Origin of the sequence: Candidatus Mycobacterium wuenschmannii (assembly GCF_030252325.1) — a bacterium.
GTDB lineage: Bacteria > Actinomycetota > Actinomycetes > Mycobacteriales > Mycobacteriaceae > Mycobacterium > Mycobacterium wuenschmannii.
In genome coordinates, this window is the sequence record NZ_CP126981.1 from 228,440 (window position 1) to 246,698 (window position 18,259).

Genomic DNA, 18,259 nt, shown 5'->3' on the forward strand with positions numbered 1-18,259 from the left:
CTTCCGCCAGAGGGCCGCGAGGCTGCGACCCGACGCTGCAGACTACCCAACGGGCGGCAAGTCACACATGGTGTGCGCGGGGGCACAATGGGCGGGGTGAATGGTTGGCCGACGCCCGAGACCCCTGGACCCGGACAGGAGTCGGTGTGGGATTACCCGCGCCCGCCCAGGTTGGAGGAATTCGCCGGCTCCATCACCATCGACTTGGGTGGCCGGACGATCGCGTCCACCACCCGCGCATGGCGGGTGCTCGAGACCAGTCACCCGCCGACCTACTACCTGCCCGAGTCCTCGTTCGCCGCCGGTGCGCTGCGGCGCGCCGATGGCGCATCGTGGTGCGAATGGAAAGGGCAGGCGACTTATTACGATCTGGTGACTGACGAGCGCGTCGCACCGAAAGCGGGCTGGACCTATCTTCAACCCACGCAAGGTTTTACGGCGCTGACGGGCGCGATCGCGGTGATGGCGGCGGCGATGGACCGGTGCACCGTCAACGGTGAGGACGTGACGCCGCAGTCCGGTGGCTTCTACGGCGGCTGGATCACCAGTTGGATTGTCGGTCCCTTCAAGGGAATTCCGGGATCGATGGGCTGGTGAGAGCCAGCTAGGGACCGGTGGTGGCGATGTAGTCGATGCGGCGCAACGCGATCGCGCAGACGGACAGGTATGCGGCCGCCCACAGCGGCACCGCCATGCTCGCACGCGAGTAGTTGCCGGCCGGTTCGACCCGGTGATGGGTCGCAGGGATGCCGGCCACCCGCCATGCCCAGTGCCGGCCAGGTTCGAACTCTGTGATGGTGAACGGGGCGGCGATACCCAAAGACGTTCGGACAGTGCCGGTTACGTTCGACTCAAGTCGCGTGTGCGGTGGATCAAGCGAGGCGGCGCTGACGGTCGGGCCCCACTTCGGCCAGGCGTCGAGGTCGACCAGGACGTTCCACACCACCGACGGCGGTGCGGCAATGTACCGGTCGACGGCGAACATCAGGGGGCGCGTCCGCCCAGACTCTGCTGCTGTTCGACGACGGCGTCGAGATCCTTGAGCCGCCGCATTCCGGCCAGCGGCTGGTTCATCCGCTGATTCTTGGCCAGACGCTCGGCATTACGGTTCAGGAACCACCAGTAGCCGCCGGTGAACGGGCAGGCCTCCTCGCCCACCCGCTTGTCGGGGCGGTAGCGGCAGTCGTCGCAGTAGTTGCTCATCCGGTTGATGTAGGCGCCACCCGAGGTGTACGGCTTGGTCGCCATCAGCCCGCCGTCGGCGTGTTGCGACATGCCCACCACATTCGCGACCATCACCCACTCGTAGCCGTCGACGAAGCAGCGGTGGAACCAGTCCGTCATCGCGGCGGGCGTCCAGCCCCGCTGCAACGCGTAGTTCGACAGCACCATCAGCCGCGGAATGTGGTGCACCCAACCGTGATCGCGGACCTGCGCCAGAACATCTTTCATGCAGTGCGCCTCGACGGCGTCGGCGTCCAACTCGGCGAACCACTTCGGCAGCCGAGCGTGCGCGTCGAGTGCGTTGCGTCGGCGGTAGCCGCGCCCGAAATGCCAGTAGACGTGCCAGATGTAGTCCCGCCAGCCGATCAGCTGCCGGATGTAGCCCTCGACGCTGCCGAGCGCCGCGTTTCCCGACCGGTAGGCGTCCTCGGCCGCGTACGCGCAGTCGAGCGGATCGAGCAACCCGAGATTCATCGGTGCCGACAGCAGGCTGTGCGCCATGAACCGGTCACCGCTGAGGATCGCATCTTCGTGAGGGCCGAAGTGCGGCAACCGATCTCGAATGAACACTTTGAGGGCGGCCTGCGCTTCGTCTGCGGTGACGGCGAATTCACGGGGCCCGTCGCGGCCGACGAATGACACGTCGCCGTCGCGCTCCCAGCGGTCCAGGTCGGCTCGTACCTCTTCGTCGATCTCGTCTTCCTCGGGGCGCCACGGCTCTTTGATCCCGAGGTCTTCGCTCTTCGGCGCGGGCTCGCGGTTGTCCGCATCGAAATTCCACCGGCCCTGCACAGGCTGGTTGCCGTCCATCAGCAGATCGAATCGCCGGCGCGCGTCGCGGTAGAAGTTCTCCATCTTCAGGACTCGATGGCCCTCGGCCCACTCGCCAAACGTTTCGCGGTCGGTGCAGAACCCGCGCGCGGGCAGCACATCCACTTCCGGCAGCTTTCGGACGAAAGCGTCGGCGGCCCACGACGTGGGCTGGCACACGCTGAGCGGTTCGTCGAGCTGACCGAGCGCCTCGCCGTAGGTCCGGGTCTGCAGGAACGTGGCCTGGTCGCCGAGTTCGGCCGCGCGGTGGCGCAGCGCCGACAGCACCAGGTGCGCCTTGCGGCGGTGAAAGCGGCGCCGGGTGAACGCGGCCTGCGACTCGATCAGCAGCACCGGCTGGTCGGCGTCGTCGAGAAAGTGCGGCCCGAGCTGGTCGGCGAAACACCAGCGCCGGGTGTCGGAACTCATACCGGCTGCCATACCCTTGCCTGCAGAATCCTATTCACGAGGACCGGAATGTCAGACGTTTTGGCGGCACTGGGTGCCGAGAAGTTCGTTTCACTAACGACGTTCAAAAAGGACGGCAGTGCCGTCGCCACGCCGATGTGGCTCGGGCGCGATGGCGACCGCCTGTTCTTCTGGACGCCCGCCGATAGCTGGAAAGTCAAGCGGGCCAAGAACAATCCGCGCGTCCAGCTGGTGCCTTGCAGTCGCAGCGGCAAGGTCCGCGACGGTGCCCACCCTGTCGACGGCACCGCCGAGGTGATCACCGACCCGGCGACGGTGCAGAGCCTGGCCGGCCTGATCCGTCGCAAATACGGGTTCGAGTTCGTGATCGTGACGTTCATCGAGCGCATCCTGGCCCGCGGACGGAAGCCGCGCGTGGTATTGCGGGTGGCGCTGCCTAGCTGAGGGTGACGTCGAATCCGTCGAGCCTGCCGGTTGCTCGCCAGGCGTTCAGGATGTCGGCGTATTCGGTTGGGCTGCCGAAGAAGAAGCTGTCCCGGTTCAGCCGGGCGGTGGCTTGGCCCTCACGGTTGTAGTAACCGGGGGTGCAAGCTTCCCGGCGGCCCGCGATGACGCTGGAACGCTCCACGACCGTGTCGACCCAGCCCGCCTCGGCGTCGGCGGTCGCCTCCAATTCGGCGATGTCATGCTGCAGCGCCCACGCGATCACCCAGGCGATGTGTCGTGACTGGGTGTCGATCAGGTACGGGAAGTTCACTGTGAACCCGGATTGGGCGATGCTCTCGATGAAGCAGTTCGGAAAACCGTTGACGTGTAAGCCATGCAGCGTGCGCACCCCGTCGGCCCACTTGTCGGTGAGGGTGAGCCCGTCGCGGCCGACGATGTCGAAACCCGTGCGCTGCGCGTAGCTGGTGCCCACCTCGAATCCGGTAGCGAAAACCAGGCAGTCCAAAGGATATTCGATGCCGCCGACCATGACGCCGTCGGCGGTGATCTGCTCGACGCCGAGGCCGTGGGTGTCGACCAGCGTGACGTTGTCGCGGTTGAACGCCTGCAGGTACTCGTCGTGGAAGCAGGGCCGCTTGCAGTAGTAGCCGTACCAGGGTTTGAGCGCCTCAGCGGTGGCGGAGTCGGTGACGATGGCCTCGACTCGCGCCCGGATCTCCTCCATCTTGGCGAAGTCGGCCATTTCGGCGGCGTTCGGGCCACCTTCGTTGACGATCGGCATCTTCTTGGTCAGGCTCGTCCACGCGTCGTCGACCAGATCTTCGTCCGAAGACCCTCCGGCGGTGAGGATTTGGAAGTTCTCCATCCGCCGCTGCTGCCATCCTGGCTGCAGCGCGGCGGCCCAGTCCGCTTCGGTCGGGCGGTTGGCCCGCACGTCGACCGTCGATGGCGTCCGCTGGAACACGAACAGCTGCCCGGTGGCTTCGGCAAGCCGGGGCACACATTGGATGGCGGTCGCCCCGGTGCCGACGATCCCGACCCGCTTGTCGGCCAGAGCGCCCAGGTCGGTGCCGGTGTAGTCGTAATCCCAGCGACTCGTGTGGAAGGTGTGTCCGCCGAAGCTGGTAATGCCCTCGATGCCAGGCAGTTTCGGCTTCTGCAGGTAACCGTTGGCCATCGCCACGAAGCGGGCCCGGATCTCGTCCCCGCGATCGGTCGCTATCACCCATCGGGAACTGGCTGCCTCCCAACGGATTTCCTGCACTTCGGTTTGCAGGCATGCATTGCGGTAGAGGTCGTAGTGTTCGGCGATGCGGCGGCAGTGCTGCCAGATCTCGGGACCCTTGGCGTATTTCTCGGTGGGCATGTAGCCGAGTTCCTCGAGAAGCGGCATGTAGACGTAGGACTCGACGTCACAGGCGATTCCGGGGTAGCGATTCCAGTACCAGGTGCCGCCGACGTCAGCGGCCTTGTCGATCAACCGCACGTTCTCGACGCCGAGTTGCTTGCAGCGCGCCCCGATCAGCAGCCCGCCGAATCCCGCGCCCACCACGGCGACGTCCACCGTGTCGTTGATCGGGTCGCGGCTGAAGTCCGGATCGGCCCACGGGTCGTCGCCGAACGCGCTGAATGCGCCGGTGATCTCGACATATTGCGAGATTCCGTCACTGCGCAGGCGGCGCTGGCGTTCCTCGGCGTATTTGAGTCGCAGCTTGTCCGGATCGAAGGTTTCACCGCCGCTGCCAGGGGTCACGGCTGAATAGTGGACCAATTTTGTGACGTAGGCAACGCCGAAATGCAGTCCTTCGTCATCTTCCGTGCACGGACACGTTACGGCTTTGATGCCATTTAGCTGATCGGCAACGTCACAGTGGCGCACATGCGCACCGAATCGGTCCTGATCGCCGCCGAGAAGCCGGCCCCGGGGACGCGTTCAACGGCGGAGCCGAGGTATTCGCTCCTACTGTCCAGCGACTCCACGCACATCGAAGCGGCGCAACGGCTTCGCTACGACGTGTTCAGCAGCGAACCGGGTTTCGCGTTGACCGGGGCCGGCGACGGCCTCGACGCGGACCGCTTCGACGAGCACTGCGACCACCTGCTGGTGCGCGAGGAGAACTCCGGCCTGTTCGTCGGCTGCTACCGGATGCTGACGCCGACCGGGGCCATCGCCGCCGGAGGGCTTTACACCGCAACGGAATTCGACATCCGATTGCTGGACACCCTGCGGCCGTCGCTGGTCGAGATGGGCCGCGCGGTGGTGCACAACGACCACCGCAACGGCGCCGTCGTCCTGCTGATGTGGGCCGGCATCCTGGCCTACCTCGACCACTGCGACTACGACTACGTCACCGGATGCGTGTCGGTGCCGGTGCTCGTCGAGGGCGAACCGCCGGGCACCCAGATCCGCGGGGTGCGCGACTTCGTCGCCAAGCGGCACGCCGCGCCGGACGAATACCGGGTGCGGCCGTACCGGCCGGTGCTCATCGACGGGCGCACGCTCGACGAGATCTCCCCGCCCGCCAAGCCGGCCATTCCGCCGCTGATGCGGGGCTACCTGCGGTTGGGCGCCCGAATCTGCGGCGAGCCGGCACACGACCCGGACTTCGGCGTCGGCGACTTTCCGGCGCTGCTGGACAAACGCCAGGCCGACACCCGCTACCTGCGCCGGCTCCGCTCCATGTCGGCGGCCACCGAAGCGGCGAGCCGGGTGGCCTGATGAGCACTCCAGCGCCGCGCGACCACGCCTGGCTGCCACGGGCGACCTGCGACACGGGCTGCATCAGCGCTGGAGGCTACGACGCGACCCGGCGGGCGATCGTGGCGCTGCGCGTCGCCCGGCGGGTCGGACTGCTGCTTTTGCTGTCGCCCGCGCTGCCGCTGCTGGCCGGCGTGATTCCGGGTTGGTCGAAATCGCGGCAGATCTACTGCCGGCTACTGCTGTGGTGCCTGGGCGTCAAGATCGACGTGTCCGGGGGCCCGATCCGCAACCTGCCGGGCGTTCTGGTGGTCAGCGACCACATGTCCTGGTTGGACATCTTGACGATCGGGGCGGCGCTGCCGTCCAGCCGGTGGCGCGCCTCGCCGCTGTCGTTCGTCGCGCGCGCCGATGTCGCCGCCACCGGAGCCGTCAAGATGATGGCCCGCATCGTCAGGGTCATCCCGATCGAGCGGGCCAGGTTGCGCCAGCTTCCCGAGGTGGTGGCCACCGTCGCCGCCCGCCTGTATGCGGGCCACACGGTGGTGGCGTTCCCCGAGGGGACGACGTGGTGCGGCCTGACCGGCGACGATGCGGGCCGCACGCCGGCCCGGGGAGGAGCCGGTCCATCCCGCACTGCCGGGCACTCTCACCGGGGGTCGGGCCCGTATTACCCGGCCATGTTCCAGGCCGCCATCGACACCGGCCGTCCGGTCCAGCCGCTGCGGCTGCGCTACCAGCACCGGGACGGCAGCGTCTCGACCGTCCCGGCCTACATCGGCGACGACACCCTGCTGGCGTCGATCCGCCGACTCATGGTCGCCCGCCGCACGGTGGCCAAGATCTACGTCGAATCGCTCCAGCTGCCGGGGGAGGACCGCCGCGAGCTGGCCCGCCGCTGCGAGGCTGCGATCCGCATGACGTCGACACCGCGCCCGGACCACGGACAGCGGCCCTCTGTGCTGGCGTCCTGACCATATTCACGCCCTCGGTATCCTGGGCAGGTCATGGTCTACCTGGATCACGCCGCCACGTCCCCGATGCACCCCGCTGCCGTCGAGGCGATGACGGCCATCCTGAGCACCGTCGGCAACGCCTCGTCGCTGCACGCCACCGGCCGGCTGGCCCGTCGGCGCATGGAGGAGGCCCGTGAGCTGATCGCGGCCAAGCTCGGCGCCCGCCCGTCTGAGGTGATCTTCACTGCCGGCGGGACCGAGAGTGACAACCTCGCCGTCAAGGGCATCTACTGGGCTCGTCGCGACGCCGAGCCGCGGCATCGCCGCATCATCACCACCGAGGTCGAACACCACGCGGTACTCGACGCGGTGAACTGGCTCGCCGAGCACGAGGGCGCCGAGATCACCTGGCTACCGACCGGCCTGGACGGCTCGGTATCCGCCGCATCGCTGCGCGACGCCCTGCAACGGCACGACGACGTCGCACTCGTTACGGTCATGTGGGCCAACAACGAGGTCGGCACGATCATGCCGATCGCCGAACTTGCTGCTGTCGCAGCCGAATTCGATATCCCGATGCACAGCGATGCGGTACAGGCGGTGGGGCAGCTGCCGGTCGATTTCGGCGCCAGCCAGCTGTCCGCGCTGAGCGTGGCCGCGCACAAATTCGGCGGCCCGGTCGGTGCGGGTGCGCTGCTGCTGCGCCGCGACGTCAGCTGCGCGCCGCTGTCACACGGGGGCGGCCAGGAACGTGACATTCGTTCCGGCACACCCGATGTCGCCGCCGCCGTCGGCATGGCCGCCGCCATCGAAATCGCCGTCGACGGGCTGGAGGCCAACACCGCGCGGATTCGGCAGTTGCGCGATCGGCTCATCGACGGCGTGCTCGCCGCGGTCGAGGACACCCGGCTCAACGGCGCCACCGGTGCCCGCCGGCTGCCCGGCAACGCACATTTCACCTTCGATGGCTGCGAAGGTGACGCGTTGCTGATGCTGTTGGACGCCAACGGGATCGAGTGCTCCACCGGATCGGCGTGTACGGCCGGCGTCGCGCAGCCGTCGCACGTGCTGGTCGCGATGGGCGCCGACCCGGCCAGCGCGCGGGGGTCGCTGCGGCTGTCACTGGGACACACCAGCGTCGAGTCCGACGTCGACGCGGCGCTGCAGGTGATCCCCGGCGCCGTCGCGCGTGCCCGCCAGGCTGCGCTGGCCACCGCGGGGGTGTCCCGATGAGGGTCCTCGCGGCGATGAGCGGCGGCGTCGACTCGTCGGTGGCCGCGGCCCGGATGGTCGATGCGGGCCACGATGTGGTCGGCGTGCACCTGGCGCTGTCGCACGCCCCCGGGACGCTGCGGACCGGCTCGCGGGGCTGCTGCTCGAAGGAAGACGCCGGCGACGCCCGCCGGGTCGCCGATGTGCTCGGAATCCCGTTCTATGTCTGGGATTTCGCGGACAAGTTCAAAGAGGACGTCATCGACGACTTCGTCGAGTCCTACGCCCGCGGCGAAACTCCCAACCCGTGTGTGCGGTGTAACGAGCGAATCAAGTTCTCCGCGTTGGCAGCTCGCGCCTTGGCGCTGGGCTTCGACGCGGTGGCCTCCGGCCATTACGCCCGCCTTGCCGACGGGCGGCTGCGCCGCGCCGTCGACGCCGACAAGGACCAGTCCTACGTCCTTGCGGTGCTGACCGCCGGGCAACTTCGTCACGCGGCGTTTCCGATCGGGGACACCCCGAAGTCGGAGATCCGCGCCGAGGCCGCCCGGCGCGGGCTGTCGGTCGCCGAGAAGCCCGACAGCCACGACATCTGCTTCATCCCGTCCGGTGACACCCGCGCCTTCCTGGGCGCACGCATCGGGGTGCGCCGCGGCAGCGTCGTCGACCAGGGCGGCGCCGTGCTGGCCACCCATGACGGCGTGCACGGATTCACCATCGGCCAGCGCAAGGGCCTCGGCATCGCCGGACCCGGCCCGGACGGCCAGCCGCGCTACGTCACCGCGATCGACGCCGAAGGCGGCACCGTCCACGTCGGCTCGGCCGCTGACTTGGAGGTATGGCGGCTGACGGGCACCCGGCCGGTCTTCACCTCCGGCGTCGAGCCGATTGGCGTCGTCGACTGCGCGGTCCAGGTGCGGGCGCACGGCGAGGCCGTCGACGCCGACGCCGAGCTGGTCGGCGACGAGATCGCGGTGCGGCTGCGCAACCCGCTGCGCGGCGTCGCGCCGGGCCAGACGCTGGTGCTGTACCGCCGCGACACCGACGGCGACGAGGTGCTCGGCAGCGCCACGATCGCGTCGGCGTCCTAGCCTCGCAGAAGCCTAGCCCGGCACGTTGGCGGCGATGTTCGACATCACGATCGTCGACACCGAGTCCGGGAACCCGCAGTACGTGACCTCCACCAGCAGAACGGATTTGAGCAGATAGTCGCGCCCGCAGTCGCCGGGCCGGGTCTGCAGCGACCGCTCGTCGGAGCTCCAGGTGCCGACGAGACCGAAGCCCGCGGAGGTGGCGGCGCAACCTCGGACCGTCGTCACCAACACCCCGAACGCATGGCGCGCGGTCGCCGCATCGGGATACGCCGCGGCCCCCTCGGAGATCAGTCCTCCACGCGGCGGATCCTGAAAAGTGGTCTTGTGGAACGTCTCGATGTCCGGCCCGAAGGTCGCGGTCTCGGCGTAGACGAAGCGGCACTCCGGCGGCGCGGTCTGCGCCAGCGACTCGACGTCGACCGGCGACGTGGTGTCCATCGACGGGATGATCGTCAGATGCTCGTCGCCGCCGGTGATCGCCTGCATGCGGGGCTGATCGAGTAGCACCCGCTGCACGTCGTAACCGCCTGCGCCGGCGCTGGATTCGGCCGCGGGCGTACCGCCCACCACGCGAGTGCACGCCGTGGCCAGCAGAGCCGCGGCGCACAGGGTCAGCCAGCGCGTCGTCATCCTGAGCAGAGCGTATCCGCACCGATCGAATACGGTTCTCCGGTGAGCGTTTTCGCAACCGGCACCGGCATCGGATCGTGGCCCGGCACCTCCCCGCGACCGGCCGCAGAGGTTGTCGTCGGTGAACTCGGGGCGGCCATGGCCCATCTGGTGGAGTTGCCGGCCCGGGGAGTGGGAGCCGACATCATCGGGCGGGCCGGCGCGCTGCTGATCGACATCGCCGTCGACACCGTGCCGCGTGGCTACCGGTTGACCGCCCGGCCGGGCGCCGTGACCCGGCGGGCCACCAGCCTGCTGGCCGAGGACGTCGACGCGCTGGAGGAGGCCTGGGAGGTCGCGGGCCTGCGGGGTAGCGGGCGACCGGTGAAGGTCCAGGCCCCTGGCCCGATCACGCTCGCCGCCGAACTGGAACTGCCCAACGGCCACCGGGCGATCACCGACCCGGGCGCGTTCCGCGACCTCACCGCGTCGCTGGCCGAGGGGGTCGCCGCGCACCGGGCGTCGGTGTCCCGCCGGCTCGACACGCCGGTGGTCGTGCAATTCGACGAGCCGTCACTGCCCGCCGCGATCGCCGGTCGGCTGAGCGGGGTGACCTCGCTGAGCCCGGTCGCCGCAATCGAGGAGACCCTGGCCATCTCGATGCTCGACACTTGCGCGGCCGCCGCCGGTGCCGACGTCTCGGTACACAGCTGCGCCTCGTCACTGCCGTGGAAAGTGTTGCAGGACAGCAGCATTACGGCCGTCTCGGTGGACGCCGCAACGCTGCGCGCCGCCGATCTGGACGCCGTCGCCGAATTCGTCGAGTCGGGGCGGGTCGTCGCGCTGGGCGTGGTGCCGTCCCTGACTCCGGCCCGCCGCCCAGCGGTCGAGGAGGTCGGCACCACCCTGGTGTCGATCACCGACCGGCTCGGCTTCGGCCGGTCGGCGTTGCGGGACCGCATCGGCGTCACGCCCGCATGCGGGCTGGCCGGCGCGACCCCGGAATGGGCCCGCGCAGCGATCGGCCTGGCGCGGCAGATCGGCGAGGCTTTCGCCGACGACCCGGAAGCGATCTGAACGGGCGGTTAGCGTTGCACGATGGACTCACCCGACGTGCAGGAGATGCTCGACGAATACGCGCTGCGCAAGCTCGTACACGGCTACTGCCGGGCGGTCGATCGTGGCGACCTGGCGACCCTGCGCGGGCTGTACCACCCCGACGCCGACGACAGTCACGGCTCCTTCTCGACGGGATCGGTCGAGGAGTTCGTGCGCACGCTGGCCGCCACCAGGCCGCACATCAGGTCGATGCAGCACCACATCACCACCACGAACTTCGCGATCGACGGCGACGTCGCGGAAGGGGAGGTCTACAGCATCGCGACACACACCTTCGCCGCGAAGAGCGGCGAAACCGAGGTCGTCGTCGGCGGACGCTATCTCGACAGGTACGAAAAGCGCCACGGCACATGGAAATTTACGGCCCGATGCATCGTCACCGACTGGGCGCACGTGCACGACCCGTCCGCTGTCGACGAGAGCCATCCGATCACCCGGGACACCCCACACGGCAGCCCCGGCCCGGACGACCCCTCCCACGAGTTCTTCGCCCTGCTCTAGTCCGGATCCCTCCCGTACGCTGGATTCCATCTCAAGGGGAGGGATCTTCGTGAACAGCAAAACCACAACCGGGCGTCAGCGAATGGTGCTGGCGAGTTGGCTCGCGGTGATCGGTGTTGCGGGGGCGGTATTCCTGGTCCGCAGCCCCGCGATACCGGCAGCGAGCGGGACGACGGCCAGCGCACTGCCGGCGCCGGCCATCGACGAGCCCAAGAGCGGGCAGGCCAGGACCGAGACCGCCGTGCTGGCAGGCGGTTGTTTCTGGGGCGTGCAGGGCGTCTACCAGCACGTCAAAGGTGTCACGTCGGCCGAGTCCGGTTACGCCGGCGGGGACGCGGCGACAGCCAACTACGACACGGTCAGCTCCGAGACCACCGGGCACGCCGAGTCGGTGCGCATCACCTACGACCCGACCCAGATCACCTTCGGCCAGTTGCTGCAGGTCTTTTTCGGCGTCGTCCAGGATCCGACCGAGTTGAACTATCAGGGGCCCGACGTCGGCCCGTCGTACCGTTCGGTGGTCTTCGCTCAGAACGACGGCCAGGCGAAGATCGCCAACGCCTACATCGCCCAACTGAACGGAGCGGGCGCATTCTCCGGCCCCATCGTCACAACGGTGACGCCCGGAGCGCAGTTCTTTCCCGCCGAGGCCTACCACCAGAACTACCTCAACCTGCACCCGAACAATTCGTACATCGTCGCCAACGACCTGCCCAAGATCGGCGCGCTCAAGGCGGATTTCCCGGACCTCTACCGCGACTAGCTCCACGGAGCTGTCGGGTGCCTCCGATAGCCTGCCAAGGTGAGTTCACCCGAGGACGATCCGGTCCCAGCCGAGGTCCGTCGTGAATGGCGCGAACTGGCCGACGAGGTGCGCGAACACCAGTTCCGCTACTACGTGCGGGATGCGCCGATCATCTCGGACGCCGACTTCGACGTGCTGCTGCGCAAGCTGTCCGCGCTGGAGGAAAAGCACCCCGAGCTACGCACGCCGGACTCGCCGACCCAACTGGTCGGCGGCGCCGGGTTCGCCACCGACTTCACCTCCGCCGACCACCTCGAGCGGATGCTCTCGCTGGACAACGTATTCAGCGCCGAGGAGTTCGACCTCTGGGCCGGCCGGATCCACGCCGAGGTCGGCGCCGACGTGCCGTTCCTCTGTGAACTCAAAATCGACGGTGTCGCTTTGGCTTTGGTGTATCGCAAGGGCCGTTTGGTCCGCGCCGCCACCCGCGGTGACGGGCGCACCGGCGAAGACGTCACGCTCAACGCGCGCACCATCGACGACGTGCCCGAGCGGCTGACCCCCAGCGACGAGCACCCGGTGCCCGACGTGCTCGAGGTGCGTGGGGAGGTGTTTTTCCGCCTGGCCGATTTCGAGACGCTCAACGCCTCGCTCGTCGAGGACGGCAAGACGCCGTTCGCCAATCCACGCAACAGCGCGGCGGGGTCGCTGCGGCAGAAGGATCCGGCCGTGACCGCGCGTCGCAAACTGCGGATGATCTGCCACGGGCTCGGCCACGTCGAGGGCTACCGGCCCGAGAGCCTGCACGACGCCTATCTCGCGCTGGCCGCCTGGGGCCTGCCGGTGTCCGATCACACCACCCGCGTCGAGAACGCCGCCGGTGCGTTGGAGCGGATCGCCTACTGGGGTGAGCACCGCCACGACGTCGCTCACGAAATCGACGGCGTGGTAGTCAAAGTCGACGACGTCACGCTGCAGCGCAGGCTCGGTTCAACCTCGCGCGCGCCGCGGTGGGCGATCGCCTACAAGTACCCGCCGCAGGAAGTGCAGACGAAACTGCTCGACATCCGGGTCAACGTCGGCCGCACCGGGCGGGTGACGCCGTTCGCATTCATGGAGCCGGTCACCGTCTCGGGGTCGACGGTTGGGCTGGCCACGCTGCACAACGCTGCGGAGGTCAAGCGCAAGGGCGTGCTGATCGGCGACACGGTGGTGCTGCGCAAGGCCGGCGACGTGATTCCCGAGGTGCTGGGGCCCGTCGTCGACCTGCGCGACGGCTCGGAACACGAATTCGTCATGCCCACAACGTGTCCCGAGTGCGGTACCACGCTGGCGCCGGCCAAGGAGGGCGACGCCGACATCCGCTGTCCCAATTCGCGGTCCTGCCCCGCGCAGTTGCGGGAGCGGGTGTTCCACGTCGCCGGCCGCGGAGCATTCGACATCGAGGGGCTCGGCTACGAGGCGGCGACGGCGTTGCTCAAGGCGCGGGTGATCGACGACGAGGGTGATCTGTTCGGCCTCACCGAGGACCAACTGCTGAACACCGAACTGTTCACCACCAAGGCGGGGGCGTTGTCCGCCAACGGCAAGCGCCTGCTGGCCAACCTGGATAAGGCGAAGAAGCAGCCGTTATGGCGGGTGCTGGTGGCGTTGTCGATCCGGCACGTCGGGCCCACTGCGGCAAGGGCTTTGGCCACCGAGTTCGGTAGCCTCGACGCGATCACCGAGGCGTCGACCGAGCAACTCGCGGCGGTCGAGGGCGTCGGCCCCACCATCGCCGACGCCGTCACCGAATGGTTCACCGTCGACTGGCACTGCCAGATCGTCGACAAATGGCGGGCGGCCGGCGTGCGGATGGCCGACGAGCGCGACGCCAGCGTGCCCCGCACCCTGGAGGGCGTGACGATCGTCGTTACCGGGTCACTGCCGAACTTCTCCCGGGACGACGCTAAGGAGGCGATCCTCACGCGCGGCGGCAAGGCCGCCGGCTCGGTGTCCAAGAAGACCGACTACGTGGTCGCCGGCGATTCACCCGGGTCGAAGTACGACAAGGCGGTCGAGCTCGGGGTGCCCGTCCTCGACGAGGACGGGTTCCGAAAGCTGTTGGCGGAGGGACCTTCCGAACCGGCCGAATAGCCGCGCCTAGGCGCCCGACCGCATGCTGATGACGGTGCGCAGACGCGACCGCGATGCCGGCAGGTAACCGGCGAGGGAGGACGTGGGCGTCCGCGTCGCGGGCATCATCGGCACTGCCGGCGTCGCGTTGATCGGCGTCGCGCTCCAGACGCCCGCCGCGGGGGCGGCGGAGCCGCGGACCGACGCCGTGGAGTACCACTCTCGCGGGACCGACAGCACCCCTACCGAGGCCCCCTTGCCGACGCTGGCGGTCGTCGCAACGCGCGCGACGGCTCCGGTCCCCGACCTGCCGAGCGGCTTGAGCATCGCCAGTGCCCCGGTGAGCGAACTCGGCGTCGACGCACCCATCCGAACCGGCGACGCCAAGCTGCGCAGCGCCTGCACGATGCCCGACGACGACTGCGCGCGCGCGACGTCGCCGACGACGCCGGGCGGTGGCAGGAACGGGATCATGTTGGCCGCATTGGCCGACGTGTCCGCGTACATGTACATCGCGGTACTGTCCTGGGCCCACATCTCGCGGTACTGCGCATCGATCTCGGCGATCGCATGGGCGTGCAGCCCAACGGTGTTGGCGGCGGCGATCGTTGCCAGCTGCGCCCTGTTGGCCGCGACCACCGACGGTGGCACCGTCATTGCCCGCGCGGCGTCGTAAGCGGTCGCTGCCGCCCTGGCGTGCTGCGCCGTCCTGGCGGCCAGCGCGGCCGTGTCGTGCAGCCACGTCAGGTGCGGGGTCGTGGCGTCCATCATCGTGGCCGACGCGGGTCCGAGCCAGGATTCGCTGGTCAGTTGCGAGGCGACCGATTGATGCAACCCGGCGGCGGCGTACAGGTCGGAGCTCAACGCGTCCCACATCGCGGCGGCCCGCAGCAGTGGCTCGGAGCCGGGGCCGGTGTACATCCGGGTGGAGTTGATCTCCGGTGGTATCGAGCCGAAGTCGGCAATCAGAAAGCTCTCCGAATGGCTCGCGGCGGCGGTCGCGGTCCTGACGGCGAACCCGACTGGTGTGGGTTTGGGAGTGATGGTCAACGTAGGCATGAAGTCTCCTGAAAAAGTCTGCAGGGCAAAGATTTCGGGTATTGGCCAGCGGACGAACCGTCGTCTGCGCAGCGTCGGCCGCGGGCGGTGTCGCCTGGAGAGTGGGGGATGGCTGCGCGTCAGTACGGATGCGCGCAGGCCGGGGTCAGCGGGTCAGCGCTGCGATATGCAGAACTGTGTCAACAACATTCGGCCCGACGGACATATGTCGGCAGCGGCCGCGTAGCCGGTGTCGAGGTGCTGGCGTGCGGTCGGCCAGGCTTGGGTGTGGTGCCACCACCGCGACGGCGTCAGCGAGCGCATCCGGTGCGGCAGTGTCCGGTGATGTTGGGCCAGGGCGTCGAACGTCTTGTGTGCTGACGGAAGTGCATCCGCGACGGCATCGGCTTGTTCGGCATCGGCGCTCACGGACAGCGCCGTTTCGGCTGCCTCGTTGGCGGTGGCGAGATCGAATCGTGCTACACCACAACCTATTACGCTTATCAGCAGGGCGATCGCGACAATCAGACACGCCACGATGCCCGGCTGGGGCATCCTAGGCTTCTTGCTGAAAGTCACAGTGCCGCAACTTTAACAACGCACAACTCCGAATCCGGCACGCCAAGCGGGTTGCATAGCAACCTCATAGCGCACGTCCCGGCCAGCGCAATCCCGGCCGGGCGGCCCCTTCGATCAGTGCAGAAGCGTCCCGACGATGCCCGCCAGGTAACCCAGTCGGGCAACTTCGGACGGGCGGAAGGCGGGGCCGCCGGGCCGGCCCAGCATCACCGCGGTGTCCGCCGATCCCAGCGGTGCCGCGATCAGGGTGGTGTCCAGGTCGCGCCACAGCTGCGGGACCCAGTCCTCCGTGGCATCCAAGGCGGTGGCGTGCTCGATCGGCAGCCACGGCACGTCGCTCAGGATCGTCTCCGGAGCGCCGGGGCTGGCGGCGACGCGGGTGGATCCGTCGTCCCCGTTGCGGAAGACCGAACACCAGCTGACCCGCAATACCTGCGGCGCCTCGCTGACCAACACCTTGAGCTTGGCGTCGGTATTGCCCGCCGCGGCCACGTGGTCGATCAACGCGAGTTCGCGGTGCGCATCCAGCAGGCCGGTGTGCGGTCGCAGGCTGTCGACCCGCACGCCCTGCAACGCCTCGGCCGCGGTGATCAGCGTGTCCGGCATGCCACCCGGCGGGAGTTCGACCACGAGATCGTCGATCGCGTAGTCGGGCCCACGCTCGACGACGTCCAGCGACAGGATGTCCGCACCGACCGACCCCAGGGCCACGGCCAGCGAGCCGAGACTTCCTGGTCGGTCGGCCAGCTGAACCCGCAGCAGATACGACGACACGACGGACACTGTTTCACAGCGCCGCGCGGTCGGCACGTCGGCGGGAGGCGCCAAGCGTGCTGCCAGCTTCTCGCTCGCCACCGCCCGTTAGGCTTGCCAGTCGTGTCCCAGATCTCGCGTGATGAGGTGGCTCATCTGGCCCGGCTGGCCAGGCTGGCGTTGACCGACGATGAGCTGGACAGCTATGCCGGCCAGCTCGACGCCATCATCACCCATGTCGGACAGATCCAGGCCGTCGACGTCGCCGGTGTCGAGGCCACCGACAACCCGCTCAAGGCGGTCAACGTCACCCGCCCGGACCAGACCGCGCCCTGCCTGACTCAGCAGCAGGCGCTGGCCGAAGCGCCTGAGTCGCTCGACGGTCGCTTCGTCGTCCCGCAGATCCTCGGAGAGCCGGAGTGACCGACATCATCCGGCAGGACGCAGCCACGCTGGCCGCGAAGATCGCCGCCAAGGAGTTGTCGTCGACCGAGGTCACCCAGGCTTTCCTCGACCAGATTGCGGCCACCGACCAGCGGTACTCCGCATTCCTGCACGTCGCGGCGGACGCGGCGCTGGCTTCCGCTGCCGCCACGGACAAGTCGCTGGCCGCCGGTGAGCAGCCGGCGTCGCCGCTGGCCGGGGTGCCGCTCGCCCTTAAAGACGTCTTCACCAGCGTCGACATGCCCACCACCTGCGGCTCGAAGATCCTCGAGGGCTGGCGCTCGCCCTACGACGCCACCGTCACCGCGCGGCTGCGCGCCGCGGGCATTCCGATCCTCGGCAAGACCAACATGGACGAGTTCGCGATGGGCTCGTCGACGGAGAATTCCGCCTACGGCCCCACCCGCAACCCCTGGAACACCGACCGGGTGCCCGGCGGTTCGGGCGGTGGCAGCGCAGCTGCGCTGGCCGCGTTCCAGGCGCCGCTGGCCATCGGCACCGACACCGGCGGCTCGATCCGCCAGCCCGCGGCGCTGACGGCGACCGTCGGGGTCAAGCCGACCTACGGCACGGTGTCGCGCTACGGCCTGGTGGCGTGTGCGTCGTCGCTCGACCAGGGTGGCCCCTGCGCGCGCACGGTGCTCGACACCGCGCTGCTGCATCAGGTGATCGCCGGACACGACCCGCGCGACTCGACCTCGATCCAGGCCGACGTGCCCGATGTCGTCGGTGCCGCAAAGCTCGGCGCCGCAGGCGATCTCAGCGGCGTGCGTGTCGGCGTCGTCAAGCAGTTGCGCGGCGAGGGCTACCAGCCCGGCGTGCTGGCGTCGTTCACCAAGGCCGTCGAGCAACTGACCGCGCTCGGCGCCGATGTGTCCGAGGTCGACTGCCCGCATTTCGACCACTCGCTGGCCGCCTATTACCTGATCCTGCCGTCGGAGGTGTCGAGCAACCTGGCCCGCTTCGACGCGATGCGGTACGGGCTGCGCGTCGGCGACGACGGCAGCCACAGCGCCGAAGAGGTGATGGCGCTGACCCGGGCCGCCGGATTCGGGCCAGAAGTCAAGCGCCGCATCATGATCGGCACTTACGCGCTGTCGGCAGGCTATTACGACGCGTACTACAACCAGGCGCAGAAGGTGCGCACGCTGATCGCGCGCGACCTCGACACCGCGTACCAGTCGGTGGATGTGTTGGTCTCGCCGACGACGCCGACGACGGCGTTCCCGTTGGGGGAGAAGGTCGACGACCCGCTGGCGATGTACCTGTTCGACCTCTGCACGCTGCCGCTGAACCTGGCCGGGCACTGCGGGATGTCGGTGCCGTCGGGGTTGTCCGGCGACGACAATCTGCCGGTCGGGCTGCAGATCATGGCACCCGCGCTGGCCGACGACCGGATCTACCGGGTGGGCGCCGCCTACGAGGCCGCGCGCGGCGAACTGCCCTCGGCCATCTGATAGCCCTGCTCCGACGGCGTCCGCGGGGC

Annotated in this window: 19 protein-coding genes; 12 read left to right on the top strand and 7 right to left on the bottom strand. The window is 68.7% G+C overall.

Going from position 1 to position 18,259, the window contains the following annotated elements; genetic code table 11:
- Nucleotides 1-87 precede the first annotated feature (87 nt).
- Nucleotides 88-597 carry a DUF427 domain-containing protein gene (locus tag PT015_RS01180; RefSeq protein ID WP_285188223.1) on the top strand — a complete coding sequence of 170 codons (510 nt, stop codon included), beginning with the start codon at nt 88-90 and terminating at the stop codon, nt 595-597.
- A 7-nt stretch (nt 598-604) separates the two neighbouring features.
- On the opposite strand, the gene PT015_RS01185 is transcribed toward PT015_RS01180, so the two are convergent.
- Together PT015_RS01185 and PT015_RS01190 are read right to left on the bottom strand one after the other, a co-directional pair.
- On the bottom strand, nt 605-985 hold the full coding sequence (locus PT015_RS01185; RefSeq protein WP_285188225.1) for an SRPBCC family protein: 381 nt from the start codon (nt 983-985) through the stop codon (nt 605-607).
- Nucleotides 985-2,463: a cryptochrome/photolyase family protein gene (locus PT015_RS01190; protein WP_285188227.1), complete on the bottom strand. Its 1,479-nt coding sequence runs from the start codon at nt 2,461-2,463 to the stop codon at nt 985-987. The genes PT015_RS01185 and PT015_RS01190 overlap by 1 nt, the downstream gene beginning before the upstream one ends.
- A gap of 48 nt (nt 2,464-2,511) precedes the next feature.
- Here PT015_RS01190 and PT015_RS01195 point away from each other — a divergent pair, with 48 nt between their 5' ends.
- A complete protein-coding gene (locus PT015_RS01195; RefSeq protein ID WP_285188229.1) occupies nt 2,512-2,907 on the top strand; it encodes a PPOX class F420-dependent oxidoreductase in 396 nt (131 codons plus the stop codon).
- Here the strand turns inward: PT015_RS01195 and PT015_RS01200 are convergent.
- Nucleotides 2,900-4,663: a flavin-containing monooxygenase gene (locus tag PT015_RS01200; RefSeq protein WP_285188231.1), complete on the bottom strand. Its 1,764-nt coding sequence runs from the start codon at nt 4,661-4,663 to the stop codon at nt 2,900-2,902. The genes PT015_RS01195 and PT015_RS01200 overlap by 8 nt on opposite strands.
- A 126-nt stretch (nt 4,664-4,789) precedes the next feature.
- Between PT015_RS01200 and PT015_RS01205 the strand changes: the two genes are divergently transcribed.
- The 4 genes from PT015_RS01205 to mnmA are packed head-to-tail and all read left to right on the top strand — an operon-like array spanning nt 4,790 to nt 8,867.
- Complete coding sequence (locus PT015_RS01205; protein WP_285188232.1) at nt 4,790-5,629, top strand: GNAT family N-acetyltransferase; 840 nt, start codon at nt 4,790-4,792, stop codon at nt 5,627-5,629.
- Nucleotides 5,629-6,582, top strand: coding sequence for a lysophospholipid acyltransferase family protein (locus PT015_RS01210; protein ID WP_285188234.1), 954 nt, complete (start codon nt 5,629-5,631; stop codon nt 6,580-6,582). The genes PT015_RS01205 and PT015_RS01210 overlap by 1 nt, the downstream gene beginning before the upstream one ends.
- Before the next feature lie 33 nt (nt 6,583-6,615).
- The gene (locus PT015_RS01215; RefSeq protein ID WP_285188235.1) at nt 6,616-7,797 is read left to right on the top strand and encodes a cysteine desulfurase family protein; all 1,182 of its coding nucleotides are present in this window, start codon (nt 6,616-6,618) and stop codon (nt 7,795-7,797) included.
- Complete coding sequence (mnmA, locus tag PT015_RS01220) at nt 7,794-8,867, top strand: tRNA 2-thiouridine(34) synthase MnmA (protein WP_285188236.1); 1,074 nt, start codon at nt 7,794-7,796, stop codon at nt 8,865-8,867. The genes PT015_RS01215 and mnmA overlap by 4 nt, the downstream gene beginning before the upstream one ends.
- Before the next feature lie 12 nt (nt 8,868-8,879).
- Here mnmA and PT015_RS01225 read toward each other — a convergent pair whose 3' ends face one another.
- Nucleotides 8,880-9,500 (bottom strand): sensor domain-containing protein, encoded by a 621-nt coding sequence (locus PT015_RS01225; protein ID WP_285188237.1) that lies wholly within the window; start codon nt 9,498-9,500, stop codon nt 8,880-8,882.
- A gap of 42 nt (nt 9,501-9,542) precedes the next feature.
- Between PT015_RS01225 and PT015_RS01230 the strand changes: the two genes are divergently transcribed.
- Genes PT015_RS01230 through ligA form a run of 4 tightly spaced genes read left to right on the top strand, consistent with a single transcriptional unit; the run spans nt 9,543 to nt 13,980 of the window.
- The gene (locus PT015_RS01230; protein ID WP_285188239.1) at nt 9,543-10,556 is read left to right on the top strand and encodes a uroporphyrinogen decarboxylase/cobalamine-independent methonine synthase family protein; all 1,014 of its coding nucleotides are present in this window, start codon (nt 9,543-9,545) and stop codon (nt 10,554-10,556) included.
- A 21-nt stretch (nt 10,557-10,577) separates the two neighbouring features.
- Complete coding sequence (locus PT015_RS01235) at nt 10,578-11,099, top strand: nuclear transport factor 2 family protein (RefSeq protein ID WP_285188241.1); 522 nt, start codon at nt 10,578-10,580, stop codon at nt 11,097-11,099.
- A 49-nt stretch (nt 11,100-11,148) separates the two neighbouring features.
- The gene (msrA, locus tag PT015_RS01240; RefSeq protein ID WP_285188243.1) at nt 11,149-11,862 is read left to right on the top strand and encodes a peptide-methionine (S)-S-oxide reductase MsrA; all 714 of its coding nucleotides are present in this window, start codon (nt 11,149-11,151) and stop codon (nt 11,860-11,862) included.
- 39 nt (nt 11,863-11,901) lie between these two features.
- Complete coding sequence (ligA, locus tag PT015_RS01245; RefSeq protein ID WP_285188244.1) at nt 11,902-13,980, top strand: NAD-dependent DNA ligase LigA; 2,079 nt, start codon at nt 11,902-11,904, stop codon at nt 13,978-13,980.
- 6 nt (nt 13,981-13,986) lie between these two features.
- Here ligA and PT015_RS01250 read toward each other — a convergent pair whose 3' ends face one another.
- The 3 genes from PT015_RS01250 to PT015_RS01260 form a co-directional block, all read right to left on the bottom strand.
- Nucleotides 13,987-15,018, bottom strand: coding sequence for a PPE family protein (locus tag PT015_RS01250; protein WP_285188246.1), 1,032 nt, complete (start codon nt 15,016-15,018; stop codon nt 13,987-13,989).
- 153 nt (nt 15,019-15,171) lie between these two features.
- Nucleotides 15,172-15,552, bottom strand: coding sequence for a hypothetical protein (locus tag PT015_RS01255; protein WP_285188247.1), 381 nt, complete (start codon nt 15,550-15,552; stop codon nt 15,172-15,174).
- A gap of 138 nt (nt 15,553-15,690) precedes the next feature.
- Nucleotides 15,691-16,350 carry an ACT domain-containing protein gene (locus PT015_RS01260; protein ID WP_285190862.1) on the bottom strand — a complete coding sequence of 220 codons (660 nt, stop codon included), beginning with the start codon at nt 16,348-16,350 and terminating at the stop codon, nt 15,691-15,693.
- Nucleotides 16,351-16,452: 102 nt separating this feature from the next.
- Here PT015_RS01260 and gatC point away from each other — a divergent pair, with 102 nt between their 5' ends.
- Complete coding sequence (gatC, locus tag PT015_RS01265; RefSeq protein ID WP_285188249.1) at nt 16,453-16,752, top strand: Asp-tRNA(Asn)/Glu-tRNA(Gln) amidotransferase subunit GatC; 300 nt, start codon at nt 16,453-16,455, stop codon at nt 16,750-16,752.
- Entirely contained in the window at nt 16,749-18,230 is a 1,482-nt protein-coding gene (gene gatA / locus PT015_RS01270) for an Asp-tRNA(Asn)/Glu-tRNA(Gln) amidotransferase subunit GatA (RefSeq protein WP_285188251.1), read from the top strand. The genes gatC and gatA overlap by 4 nt, the downstream gene beginning before the upstream one ends.
- Nucleotides 18,231-18,259: the final 29 nt, after the last annotated feature.

Bases quoted from the DNA above. Each gene is read 5' to 3' on its own strand.
- PT015_RS01180 (WP_285188223.1), top strand. From the start codon at position 88: ATGGGCGGGGTGAATGGTTGGCCGACGCCCGAGACCCCTGGACCCGGA.
- PT015_RS01185 (WP_285188225.1), bottom strand. From the start codon at position 985: ATGTTCGCCGTCGACCGGTACATTGCCGCACCGCCGTCGGTGGTGTGG.
- PT015_RS01190 (WP_285188227.1), bottom strand. From the start codon at position 2,463: ATGAGTTCCGACACCCGGCGCTGGTGTTTCGCCGACCAGCTCGGGCCG.
- PT015_RS01195 (WP_285188229.1), top strand. From the start codon at position 2,512: ATGTCAGACGTTTTGGCGGCACTGGGTGCCGAGAAGTTCGTTTCACTA.
- PT015_RS01205 (WP_285188232.1), top strand. From the start codon at position 4,790: ATGCGCACCGAATCGGTCCTGATCGCCGCCGAGAAGCCGGCCCCGGGG.
- PT015_RS01210 (WP_285188234.1), top strand. From the start codon at position 5,629: ATGAGCACTCCAGCGCCGCGCGACCACGCCTGGCTGCCACGGGCGACC.
- PT015_RS01215 (WP_285188235.1), top strand. From the start codon at position 6,616: ATGGTCTACCTGGATCACGCCGCCACGTCCCCGATGCACCCCGCTGCC.
- mnmA (WP_285188236.1), top strand. From the start codon at position 7,794: ATGAGGGTCCTCGCGGCGATGAGCGGCGGCGTCGACTCGTCGGTGGCC.
- PT015_RS01225 (WP_285188237.1), bottom strand. From the start codon at position 9,500: ATGACGACGCGCTGGCTGACCCTGTGCGCCGCGGCTCTGCTGGCCACG.
- PT015_RS01235 (WP_285188241.1), top strand. From the start codon at position 10,578: ATGGACTCACCCGACGTGCAGGAGATGCTCGACGAATACGCGCTGCGC.
- PT015_RS01250 (WP_285188246.1), bottom strand. From the start codon at position 15,018: ATGCCTACGTTGACCATCACTCCCAAACCCACACCAGTCGGGTTCGCC.
- PT015_RS01255 (WP_285188247.1), bottom strand. From the start codon at position 15,552: ATGCCCCAGCCGGGCATCGTGGCGTGTCTGATTGTCGCGATCGCCCTG.